Source organism: Burkholderia sp. Se-20373, assembly GCF_017104705.1.
In the GTDB taxonomy this organism is placed as follows: Bacteria; Pseudomonadota; Gammaproteobacteria; order Burkholderiales; family Burkholderiaceae; genus Burkholderia.
Genome location: NZ_JAAGPH010000103.1, coordinates 1 through 12,021, shown reverse-complemented (window position 1 = coordinate 12,021; position 12,021 = coordinate 1). Strand labels below are relative to the sequence as shown.

Sequence of the window (12,021 nt, the reverse complement as noted above, 5' to 3'; positions counted from 1 at the left end):
GTGAAGGAAGGAACGAATTTCGGGTTGCGGCACGATGAGTAAGGTGACGGGAACACTGGGAAGCAACGGCGGCTTCGTATCCGCCACCGGCGTGATCGTATTGACGCTATTCACGCTGGCATTGCTGTTCAACGCGGTGATGCCCGCGCTCGGAATGGCGAAGTCGAGCGCGTTGTGCACGTTGCTGTTGGCAACACTGGGCGTCGTCGGCCTGGTCAGGTCGCGTCCGGTGTTTGCCGTGTCGATGCTTTACGTGCTGGCGATCGGCATGACCGCATTCCTGGCAGGCGTGGGATTGGAGGACGGTGGCTATCTGACGGAAACCGATGTCATCGGTGACGCGACCGGGGCGTTCAGCCGGCTCCTGTCGTTCTACCTGATTTTTGTCGTCTGTGCGCTCGTCGCTTTCAGTCGATTTCTGGACGAGCGCCCGGTCCGCGCGTCGATCAAGGCGCGGATCACCTTGCAACCAATCAGCATCGCGATGGGATTCGGGCTCGCGGCCACGATTATCGCGATCGGCGTGATCGCCGGTCTGACGTCAGGGTTCTCGTTGTTTTCCGGCATCAATCGATATGCGCTGCGGAATGATTCATCGAACGGGATGATGTTCAACCTGTTCCTGAACAATCAGTCGTTCATGGGCTTTCTGCTGGGCACCATCGCCACCAGCGCCGACAAGCGCGTCCGGGTGGCGGCGATCCTGACGATGGCGGTCGACCTGGCGCTCAATGTGATGCATGGCGAGCAATTCATGGCAGTGCTGCACATCGGGCTGTGCTCGCTTGCCCCGTTCATTTCGATTCATGCGATGAACGGCAAGCCGGTTGTTCGCTATCTGGGGATCGGTGCGGGCCTGGCGCTACTGCTTGGCGCCGTCTCCATCGTCTACTCGTACAGGGGGCAGGGGCTTGAAGTGGCCGATATGCTCTCTTCGCGCTTCCTGCTGCAGGGCCAGCCGTGGTACGTGGTCGACAACGATGCCCAGCTGTTCACGGCACCCAGGCTGGGTGGCACGGACGCCTTCTGGCGTTTCGTGAACTCGCTCGGTTCCTGGACCATGCCGACGTTTTTCGATGAATCAGAACCGAGCGGCTTGCGTGACTTGATGAAGTCGTACACCGAACCGAGCGTTCTCCGGGCGTACATGTTCGACGACGTCACCTTCACGATGGGGAACATGGCCGTGCCCGTGTACTGGTTCGGCTATGCCGGGGGCGCGCTCTTTGTCGCGATGACCGGCCTGGTGTACGGCGCGCTCGGAGCACTGCAGATCGTGGTGGCGATGCGCGGCGGGGTCGTGATGCTGTGGCTGATGGCGAAGGTCTTTTCATATGCGACCTTCGCCGTCCAGCAAGGCGAATACTGGATGATGTTCGGCTCGCGTACGGTTTTTTATGCGATTCTCGCGCTCGCCTGGTGGTATTGGGTCGATGCGAAGCATTCGGACCTCGAATGAACCGCGTCAGGTTATCCCGAGACCTTTCGTCAATTTCGCGTCGGCGTCGTTCGCCGGTATGGGCCGCGAGAAGGTTGTCGACGCACGCTCGGCCATCGCTCGTTTGCGAGCCGGCGCAATGCGTCTCTGTCTGCTTCGTCAATGTCGGAAACGGTGTTTCCGGTCGTGTAGGCGAGCAGCCTTATGTCTTGAATCATCACCAAGCCCGTCATGTCAAAAGCGAATCATTCGGAGCGGTTTGACCATATCGACGCGATGCGTGCCGTTGCGGTGATCCTCGTCATCTGGACGCACTATGCTGAACGGTTCGTTCCCCTTGCCGGCTCACAGCACGTGCTTGACACCCTGCAACGCTCCGTGAATTTCGGAAGAATCGGGGTCGTCCTTTTCTTCGCGATCAGCGGCATGCTGATTCCAACCAGCCTGCACGGCGAGATCGGCGCGGGCACCAAGCGGTTCCTCGTTCGACGATTCTTTCGACTGTATCCCGCCTATTGGCTTGCGCTTCCTGCCGGGTATTTCGTTCACTGGTATTTGTTCGACAAGAGCATGGACGTCCATGGCTTGCTGGCGAACGTGACCATGATCCCGGCAGCGTTTGGGGAAAGCCTGATCCTGCCGCATGGCTGGACGCTGGAAACGGAGCTGTATTTCTACGGGTTGTGCCTGATCCTGTTCTGGTGCGGTGCGCTTCACCGGATGCTTCATTTGTGTCTTGTCACGGTCGGGTTATGCGGACTCTTTGTGTTGACCCTCAAGTTGCGGCTCTTCCCGGCCGATCTTCTCAGTCAGTACAAGACCATGCCGTATCATCTCGGCATCATGTTCTGGGGCGCCTGCTTTCGCATGGCGTATGACAATCCTTCGCAGTTGCTGCACGTCAGATTGGCCGGAAGCGGCGTGCTGTCCCGACTCTCGCTGACTTACCGATCGGCCGTCGCCTATGTGACGATACCGGTCGTCGGTATTGCGCTGGCGGGGGCCATCGAGGATTGGCGACACCACAACGCGTTCCATCTTCCTATTTCCCTCGCGTACATGATCGGGATCGCGACCTTCGCGATACTGGCAACCTTGCTGAAGCTTCGTATCCGTCTGCTTTCGTGGATCGGCAAGATCAGTTACTCGATCTACCTGTTGCACAGTCTTCCGCTTTTCGTGGCTTTCTGGTTGTGTCAGCGTTTCCACATCACCGGATGGCCGCTTGGCCTTTATATGATCGTACCGATGGTGCCGTTGATTCCGTTGTCGTGGGCCGGCTACCGACTGTGTGAAGCGCCGTTCGTGAGGCTGGCGCATATGCTCACGTCGCGTCGGGGTAGTCGTGTGTTCGCATCGGGTGATGCGACCGGCTGATTCGATATGCACGGATCGCAATGCCTGTTTCGCGTATGCACCGCCATAGCCGGCGTGATGATGGCTGGCGGGCTGGTGTGGCCGGGGTTCGTCGAGGCCGTATCCGGCGCGCCCGCACCGGGAGCGATTCACGCGGACATACCGGATGCGTACGTTCATCCGGCCCCGGATGCAGCCGATCAGGCAGATGCGCTGCAACGTGTGCTGGACGTGCTGAAGCCGGGCCAGCGATTGGTGTTCATGCCCGGACGGTATGTCGTCGGCCGTTCGTTGGTCGTGCGGCAGCGGCATGTCGTGCTGTCGGGTTTCGGCGCAACGCTGATTGCGACGGCTCCCGGCAATCAGACGATCGAGCTGCGGGGCGACGGTACGACGCTCGCCGGGTTTCATATCGAGGGAACCGGCACGACGCGTCTCGACACGCCGGAGTCGACCAAGGTCGAGGTGACGGGGCACGACGTGCAAGTGCTCGACAACGTCATCGACGGCGGCGCCAGCGCGGGCATCTTCGTATTTGGCGGATCCGACGTCGCGATCGTCGGCAATCAGGTGCACTCAACGCTCGCCGACGGCATTCACATGACGCATGGCGCAAGCAATGTACTGGTCCAGGGCAACGTCGTGCGCGGTACCGGCGACGACATGATTGCCGTGGTGAGCTACCTGGCCGACGGGGTGCTGAGCCGCAATGTACTGATTACCGGCAACTCGCTCGAAGGCAACACTTGGGGGCGCGGAATCACGGTGGTCGGCGGCGCGGCGGTGACGATCTCGAACAACATCGTGCGTGACGTGCAGGTCAGTGCGGGCATCCTCGTCGCACAGGAAGACAGTTACCGAACCTACGGCGCATCCGACGTACGGGTCGAGAACAACGTGATTTCGTCCATCCAGACCGCGGCCGGCCGCACCGATCCGCGCCCGCTGACACAGCAGGCCGCGATCGACGTCAGTACGTGGTCGGGCTCGGTGACGCGCGTGGTCGTCATCGGCAACCGCGTGTCGCACGCGCGGTTTGCCGGCATTCGCGTGTGGGGAAACGTGTCGCAGTACCGGATCGCGGATAACCGGTTGTCCGCGATCGGCGGGGAGCCGGTGCAGGTGGGCGGGGGCGGAGGCTGTCCTTCGGGTAGCGCGAAGGCTGCGCCGTGCACGGCGCAGGTCGCGCTGCCGGCGCCGATCGACACGGCCGGAGCTGACACGTCGGCGTTGCCGCGAGTGCGCGAAGCGCTCAGGCAGGCGCGCCCGCGCTAGCGCGGCATCGACTGACGAATCGATGCACGCGCCGGCGTGCGCGGCACGCGATTACCGCACGACGTCTCCCTCTACCACCGGCACGTGCGGTTCCTGTGCAGCGAGCGGGACCGCGTGCTGTTCCGGCAGCGCGTCGACGACCGGGCGCCCGTACTGGTCGTCGAAGCGCACGATATCGTCTTCGCCGAGATAGTTGCCCGATTGCACTTCGATGATTTCGAGCGGAATGCGGCCGGGATTCTCGAGGCGATGGACTTCACCGACGGCGATATACGTCGACTCGTTCTCGCTGAGCAGAAAGGTCTCGCTGCCGCGCGTCACCTTCGCGGTGCCGTGCACGACGATCCAGTGCTCGGCGCGGTGATAGTGCATCTGCAGCGACAGCCGCTTGCCCGGTTCGACGACGATCCGCTTCACCTGGAACCGCTCACCGAGATCGATCGAATCGTAGTGCCCCCACGGACGCTGCACCTTGCGGTGTTCGCTCGCCTGCGGGCGCCGGTCGCTCTTCAGGCGCGCGACGATGTTCTTCACGCGCTGCACGTCGTGCCTGTTCGCGACGAGCACCGCGTCGGGCGTTTCGATCACGACGACATCCTTCATGCCGACGCACGCGACGAGCCGGCCCTCCGAACGCACGAGGCTGTCCTGCGTGTCCTCGAACACGGTCGGGCCGCGGGCGACGTTGCCCTGGTCGTCCTTAGGCATGATTTCCCAGATCGCATCCCACGTACCGACGTCCGACCAGCCGGCCGAAAGCGGCACCACGATGCCTTCGATGCCGAGTTCGCTGCTGTCGGCCAGGCGCTCCATGACCGCATAGTCGATCGAGTCGGACGGGCAGGCGTCGAACGCCGCCGCGTCGATCCGGAAGAACGGATCGTCGGCGACGCCCGCGCGCCATGCCGACTCGCAGGCCGCATGGATTTCAGGCGCCAGTGCGTGAATCGCCTTCAGCCAGACCGATGCGCGCGTGACGAAAATGCCGCTGTTCCACCAGTAGTCGCCCGACTGCAGGTAGCGCTCGGCGAGCGCCGCGTCGGGCTTCTCGACGAAGCGTCCGATCGAATAACCACCTTGTCCGCCGTGGCGGCTCGTCCGCGGCTCGCCGAGCCGGATATAGCCGTAGCCCGTTTCCGCGCGGCGCGGCAGCACACCGAGCGTCACGATCGCGCCTTCTTGCGCATAACGCGCCGCGCGCGCGATCGCATCCTGGAACGCGCCGACATCGGCGATCACATGATCGGCCGGCATCACCGCGAGCACGGGGTCGTCCTCGAACACGCTGGCGTCGAGCGCGGCAACCGTGAGCGCCGGAGCCGTATTGCGCGCGGCGGGTTCGAGCAGGATACGGGCGGGCGCGGCACGGTCGACCACTTGCGCGGCGCTCATGATCCGATGCTGTTCGCCGCACACCAGCAACAGCCTGTCGCCCAGCACCGCGTTCGCGATGCCGTTCAGGCGACGCGCCGTCGCGGACAACGGCGATTCGTTCGAGGTCAGCTCGATCAGCTGCTTCGGAAACTGTTCGCGCGACAGCGGCCAGAGGCGCGTGCCGGAACCGCCGGCGAGGATGACCGGCAGGATGCGCGGCAGGTCGGGGGCGGGAACCGGGTGCAGGGTGCGTGTCATCGGTTGGCTCCGGTATCGGCGGGCAGCCGGGTTTGAAGGCGTCCGTCGGCACGCGCGTCGTCGTTCCTGGGCCGGGTCGCCGAAACGGTCCGGGACAGCAACTGGCGCAGCGCGCCGGCGGTGCGGTCGGCCGGCCGGATCATGCCGACGAACGGTGCACCCTGTTCGAGATACGGTCCGTATGCCTTGCGGAATCCGAAGCGTTTGTAGAACGCCTGGCGCGGCGCGGGAACGTGCATGCGCAGCGCGGCGTCCGGCCATGCGGCCAGTGCGGCGGTCAAGGCACGTTCGAGCAGGTGTTCGAGCGTATCGCCGTCGCGGCACGCTTCGCTCGTCAGTACCTTGTCGATCACGACGTCCGGATCGATGTCGTCGCCGGGCAGGAGCCGTGCGTAGGCCGCGACTTCCGCCATGTCGCCATTGCGCACGGTGGCATAGACGTGCAATGCGCCCGCGTCCTTGCCGTCGATGTCGAGATGGGTATGCGCATCCTCGACGACCAGCACGGTGTTGCGTGCGCGCAGGATTGCGTAGAGATCGACGGCGCTCAGATGTTCGAATTCACAACAATGCCATTCCATGATGCGGTCCTCGTGTGAAACCTTCAGCACGCCAGGTCGCACGAATACGTTCGTCCCGTGCGAAGCGGCGATGATCATGATGCGGATGCGGCGCGCGCCGGTCTGTTCGAAAGCTTACCCATGCCCGGGGTTCGCGCGCGCGACGCATCGTGTGCCGACAGCGCCGTAGTGTCCGCTAGCACACATCGGCGGTGCCGATGCTTTCCGATAATTGCCGTGGCGTGGTGGCCGCGTTGCGCGGCTCACCGCCGACGAACGTCAATGGAGAATCGGGAGCGGTACTTGAAGATTGCAATCGTTCACGACTGGCTGGTCGTGCCCGGCGGCGCCGAACGCGTGCTGGCGCACATGATCGACTGCTTTCCGCAGGCCGATGTCTACAGCCTCGTCGATTTCCTCGAGGATCGGGACTGCCTGCGCGGCCACGCGGTGCGCACGTCCTTCATCCAGAAGCTGCCGTTCGCGCGCACGCGCTACCGCAGCTACCTGCCGTTGTTTCCGCTGGCCATCGAGCAGTTCGACCTGTCGGCGTACGACGTCGTGCTGTCGAGCTCGTATGCGGTGGCGAAGGGCGTGCTCAGCGGCCCGGACCAGTTCCACGCCAGCTACGTGCATTCGCCGGTGCGCTATGCGTGGGACCTGCAACACCAGTACCTGAACGAGGCCGGGCTCGCACGCGGGCCGAAATCGGCGATCGCGCGCGCGCTGCTGCATTACATCCGCAACTGGGATGCGCGCTCGGCGAACGGCGTCGATCGCGTGGCCGCCAATTCGCATTTCATCGCACGTCGCATCCGCAAGACCTACCGGCGCGATGCGACCGTGATCTATCCGCCGGTCGACGTCGACCACCTGTCGCTGCGCCCGGACAAGGAGGCGTTCTACCTGACCGCGTCGCGGCTCGTGCCGTACAAGCGGATCGACCTGATCGTCGACGCGTTCTCGCGGACGCCGGAACGCCGCCTCGTCGTGATCGGCGACGGGCCGGAGATGGCGAAGATCCGCGCGCTGGCCGGGCCGAACGTCACGCTGCTCGGTTACCAGCCGTTCGACGTGCTGCACGACCACCTGCAACGTGCGCGCGCATTCGTGTTCGCTGCGGAAGAGGATTTCGGCATTTCGCCGGTCGAGGCGCAGGCGTGCGGCACGCCGGTGATCGCGTACGGGAAGGGCGGCGTGCGCGAGTCGGTGCGTGCGTGGCCCGGCACCGGCGCAACAGGCCTGTTCTACCGCGCGCAGACGGTCGATTCACTGGTCGATGCGCTTGCCCGGTTCGAAGCGCTACCGCGCGGGGCGATCGATCCGCGTGCATGTCGCGCGAATGCCGAACGCTTCGGCTCGGCGCGCTTTCGGGACGAGCTCACGCGCTTCGTGATGAATGGCTATGCGGCGTTGCAGGAGGAGATGGCCGGTCCCGCCGGTTTCACGCCGCACGCCGATGTGTCGGTCGAGAACGTCATGGGCGACCCGCCGGTCCGGGAGGGTGAGACGGCGCTGCGAACCTGAGCGGCGATCGCGCGGGTTGATTACGGAGTGTAACCGCCGAGCGGCCCGTGCGCCGCGCCGGGACGGCGCAGCCGGCCGGCCGCGCGCGCGATTATGCGGCGAGTGGCGTGCGGTGCCGGGCTTTTTAAAGGATTTCGGTGAAAATCACGCGCAATCGAGGGGGGCTATCTGGCGGAAATGTAGTATTTGGCACTGATTGACGCGATTGTTGAGAGAGAATCAAATCTCAGTAGCCAAAGGCGGGTCGCGCGAGGCGACCGGCTGCGTAACCGGCTGATTCAGGATTATCTTTTGGTAACAAGACCATCTCGAAACGAGGTGTAAATTCACGAACGGATGAAGTGCGACGGTCATTCCGCTTGTGGGTTGGCCGCCATCCGGTTCAGCATCGGGTGCGATCGTCGTGTACGACGCGGCGCACATGCGGACGGATGCTCCGTTTGTCGACGTGCCCCGCCTGCCGGCGGGTCGCGTCAAAGCGGGAACGTCGCGGCTCCCGCAGCCGCGCGTTTCCTTCGAGTTCGATGACAACGAGGCCGGATGACATCCGGTTCGACCTCCGGGGGTTCTCGCCGTGTGCAGTTTCGATCTTCGCCAAGGCTGCGGAAACGCAGCGCGGAAAGGTGGCCATGCGCCGCCGGCCGCAGCGCACGCGAACGGTTCGCGGAGTGGAGAAAGTGATGGTTCGTTATGAATATGCCAATAACGCGCGATAAGAGCGCCGACGCGGGGAGTGCTAACGGGCAGCGTCCGCTGATTTACTGGACGCAGTCGCCGTCCGTCATGCTGCGAAAGGAACTGGCGCGGCGCGACTGGAAAGTGTCGATCGTCGCGCAGGCGAGCGAGCTGCGCGATACGTCCGGCGAAATCACCTGCGGCATCCTCGACCTGAGCGGCGGCCATGCCGATGCGATCGGCAGCATCGCGTCGACCTGCGCGTCGATGCGCGACGTCGTCTGGGTCGCACTCGTCGACGTCGGCCAGACCGCTTCACCGAACGTGCGGGCGCTGTTGCGCGACTATTGCTTCGATTACGTCACGTTGCCCGCGTCGCACCAGCGGATCGCCGATACGGTCGGCCACGCGTACGGCATGGAATGCCTGTTCGCGCGCGACCGCGAACGGCTCGAATCGGAGGAAAAAGGCATCGTCGGCACCTGCAGTGCGATGCTGCGGCTGTTCGATACGGTGCGGCGCTTCGCGCGTACGGACGCACCGGTGTTCGTGTTCGGCGAAACGGGCACCGGCAAGGAGTTGACGGCCGTCGCGATCCATCGCCATTCGGAGCGTCGCAACGGCCCGTTCGTTGCGGTCAACTGCGGCGCCATTCCCCCGCATCTGCTGCAATCCGAACTGTTCGGCTATGAGCGCGGCGCGTTTACCGGTGCGAATGCGCGCAAGATCGGCTATGTCGAAGCGGCGAACGGCGGCACGCTGCTGCTCGACGAGATCGGCGACCTGCCGCACGAGAGCCAGGCGAGCCTGCTGCGTTTTCTGCAGGAACGCGCAATTCATCGTTTGGGCGGCAGCGATCCCGTGCCGGTCGATGTCCGGATCGTGTCGGCGACGCACGTCGACCTGCGCGACGCGATGGAAGAGGGGCGCTTCCGGCCGGACCTGTTCCATCGTCTGTGCGTGATGCGCATCGACCAGCCGCCGCTGCGCGCGCGCGGCAAGGACATCGAGCTGCTCGCGCATCACATGCTCGAACGCTTTCGCGGCGATGCGCGCCATCGCGTGCGCGGCTTCTCGACGGATGCGATTACGGCACTCTACAAGCACGACTGGCCCGGCAATGTCCGCGAGCTGATCAACCGCGTGCGCCGCGCAGTCGTGATGACGGAAGGGCGCCTGATCACCGCGCAGGACCTCGAGCTCGAATACTGTCTCGATGCGGCGTCACCGTCGGTGGCCGACATCCGCAAGTCGATCGAGCGCGAGGCGATCGAAACCGCCCTGTTGCGCACGCGCGGGCGTGTCGCGGCGTCGGCCCGCGAGCTCGGTGTGTCGCGCGCGACGCTGTATCGCTGGATGGAGGCATACGGGATCGAGCGGCCGCGCGGCACGGGCTCGTCCGACTGAGATTCGACAAGGCGACGCGCGCGGCTGCCGACAGCCGCGCGCGTTGCATCAACCGGCCTGCGTGGCGCGCACCGTGCGCGCGGCGTTCACGGCCCGGATTTCCACGGTCGGCGGCAGGTCGGCCGGGGCGCCATTATTCCCGATCATTTCAAGCGGAACGAGCGCGACGCGCGCCGGCGTGCCGGGCGCGAGATGGAACCAGTCGTCGCGGGGCACGTAGCCGGGCGCATCGATCTGCACATGACGCGCGACGTGCCGTGTATCGATATCGACGTGCCACGTGTCACCGGTGCGCGACACGCATGCTTCCAGCCCGAGTTCACGGCGCGCCAGCACGGCCGGATGCGTGCGGGACGGGAAATGGAACGCCTGCGACAACAGCGTGCCGTCGTCGGCGCGTAGGGTTGCGACGACGGTGTCGTGTTCGCAGGGACCGAACCGGTACGCGTAGGTCCAGTCGAAGAACCGGCCGAGCAGTTCGGCCGAGCCGATCCGCACCGTGTCGTGCGCGGCGATCCGCACCGGGCAGCCGGCCCGCGCGACGGGCGTACGGCCGTCGCGCAGTGCGACCAGCTCGAGCGTGGCCGACAGCGGCGCGGGGCGCTCGTTGACGACATGCACGTCGAGCCCGTTCAAGCCTTCGTCGACCAGCAGCACCTGCACGGGCTGCAGGACCTGGCGCAACGCATGCCACGCCGATTTCGGCCGGTGCGCGGCGTCGATCAGCCCCCAGCCGGCACCCAGCATCACGTCCTGGAACTGCCAGACGAGCGCGCCGGCGCAGCGCGACCCGGTGCGCCGCCATTCGGAAAAGGTTTCGCGCATCAGGTCAGCGATCACCGCGCGCGACAGCTCGAAGTAGCGCGCCGGATCCTCGCGCCGCAGCCGGTCGGGGACGACGTCGTAGAGCGTCTGCAGATAGTGGTCGCGAATGTCCTCGAAATCCCACGACGTGCCGGGGTCGCGCGGTACGGCTGCCTTCCAGCGCGGCTCGTGCACGCCGGGCCAGCCGAGCTCGGCGAGCGTCGCGTCGCACGGCACGTTCGAGAATGCGAGGCATTCGCTCGCGAAGCGCACGTCCGCGCGGCGCGCGTCGTCGAGCGGGCGCAGGTACGCACCGACACCGTAGTAGTGCGACACGCGTTCGCGCGGGGCGAACGGCAGCACGCCGCCGTCGGGCGAATCGGGCACGTACGGGACGTCGGGCCGGCATGCGGCCGCGTGGCCGGCCAGCCGGTCGGCGGTCAGCTCGAGGAAGCGCTGCTTCGGCCCGAGCCCGGACATCGCGGCCTGTTGCGCGATCTCGCTGCCGCCGCACAGCACCGCGAGCGACGGCGACGCGCTGCGGCGCGACAGGAGCTGCCGGGCTTCGCGATCGACGTTGTCCGCGAATGCGGGATCGTCGAGCGCATAGTCGAAGTTCGCGAACATGAAATCCTGCCAGACCAGCAGCCCGAGCCGGTCGCACCACGCGTGAAAGGCATCGGCCTCGTAGGTCATGGTGCCGCCGACGCGGATCATGTTGAAGCCGGCGTCGCGCGCGAGCGCGAGCAGGCGGCCGTAGGCGGCGTCGTCCGCGTGCAGCGCGAGCGGTGCGGCGCTGCTCCAGCACGCACCGCGCGCGAACACGGGCACACCGTTGATGCGCAGGCCGAAACCCTTGCTGTCGACGCCGGCGTCGACCTCGATCGTGCGGAAGCCCGTTGCGCCGAGCAGTCGCCGCTCGTCGCCGATATGAAGGGCGACGTCGTACAGCACCGGCTCGCCGTGCGTATGCGGCCACCAGCGGCACACGTTGGGCACCGCGACGCTGGCACACAGACGGTCGGCGCCGGCCCGTTCGAGCGTGGCATGGTGCTTGCCGCACGACAGCCGTGCGGCGAGCGCGTCGGGCAGCGGCGCGGCGAACGTCAGTTCCGCGTCGAGCCAGCCCGTGTCGCCTTCGATGCGCGCACGCAGGTCGTAATCGACGAGAACGGGCCCGGCGGCCGGATCGAGTACCTCCACCGGGCGCCACGGGCCGGTCGGCACATACGGCGGAAACCAGCCCGGCATGTGCCCGAACAGCGACGTTCGGACCGTGCGCAATGCCGCCGGCTCGGCCAGCCGCGTGCGCCAGCGCGCCCGGCGCGGCGCGCGCGCGTCGCGCAG

At 65.6% G+C, this 12,021-nt stretch carries 8 protein-coding genes; 5 read left to right on the top strand and 3 right to left on the bottom strand.

Annotation, left to right across the window (positions count from 1 at the left end):
• Window positions 1-34: 34 nt before the first annotated feature.
• The 3 genes from G3N96_RS27175 to G3N96_RS27165 all read left to right on the top strand — a co-directional run bounded on the left by G3N96_RS27175 (window position 35) and on the right by G3N96_RS27165 (window position 4,069).
• Complete coding sequence (locus G3N96_RS27175; RefSeq protein WP_206139107.1) at window positions 35-1,459, top strand: DUF6418 domain-containing protein; 1,425 nt, start codon at window positions 35-37, stop codon at window positions 1,457-1,459.
• 210 nt (window positions 1,460-1,669) lie between these two features.
• Window positions 1,670-2,815: an acyltransferase gene (locus G3N96_RS27170; protein ID WP_206139106.1), complete on the top strand. Its 1,146-nt coding sequence runs from the start codon at window positions 1,670-1,672 to the stop codon at window positions 2,813-2,815.
• 6 nt (window positions 2,816-2,821) lie between these two features.
• On the top strand, window positions 2,822-4,069 hold the full coding sequence (locus G3N96_RS27165; RefSeq protein ID WP_206139105.1) for a right-handed parallel beta-helix repeat-containing protein: 1,248 nt from the start codon (window positions 2,822-2,824) through the stop codon (window positions 4,067-4,069).
• 51 nt (window positions 4,070-4,120) lie between these two features.
• Here G3N96_RS27165 and G3N96_RS27160 read toward each other — a convergent pair whose 3' ends face one another.
• Together G3N96_RS27160 and G3N96_RS27155 are read right to left on the bottom strand one after the other, a co-directional pair.
• Window positions 4,121-5,701, bottom strand: a complete 1,581-nt coding sequence (locus G3N96_RS27160) for a mannose-1-phosphate guanylyltransferase/mannose-6-phosphate isomerase (protein WP_206139104.1) — start codon at window positions 5,699-5,701, stop codon at window positions 4,121-4,123.
• Window positions 5,698-6,360, bottom strand: a complete 663-nt coding sequence (locus G3N96_RS27155; protein WP_124577683.1) for a drug:proton antiporter — start codon at window positions 6,358-6,360, stop codon at window positions 5,698-5,700. The genes G3N96_RS27160 and G3N96_RS27155 overlap by 4 nt, the downstream gene beginning before the upstream one ends.
• Window positions 6,361-6,564: 204 nt before the next feature.
• Between G3N96_RS27155 and G3N96_RS27150 the strand changes: the two genes are divergently transcribed.
• Both G3N96_RS27150 and G3N96_RS27145 read left to right on the top strand, forming a co-directional pair.
• Complete coding sequence (locus G3N96_RS27150) at window positions 6,565-7,788, top strand: glycosyltransferase family 4 protein (protein WP_241022839.1); 1,224 nt, start codon at window positions 6,565-6,567, stop codon at window positions 7,786-7,788.
• Window positions 7,789-8,478: 690 nt separating this feature from the next.
• Window positions 8,479-9,870: a sigma-54 dependent transcriptional regulator gene (locus G3N96_RS27145; RefSeq protein ID WP_185634133.1), complete on the top strand. Its 1,392-nt coding sequence runs from the start codon at window positions 8,479-8,481 to the stop codon at window positions 9,868-9,870.
• Between the two features lie 48 nt (window positions 9,871-9,918).
• On the opposite strand, the gene G3N96_RS27140 is transcribed toward G3N96_RS27145, so the two are convergent.
• Window positions 9,919-12,021, bottom strand: a 2,103-nt coding sequence (locus G3N96_RS27140) for a glycoside hydrolase family 2 protein (RefSeq protein WP_241022838.1), incomplete at its 5' end; no start/stop codon positions are given.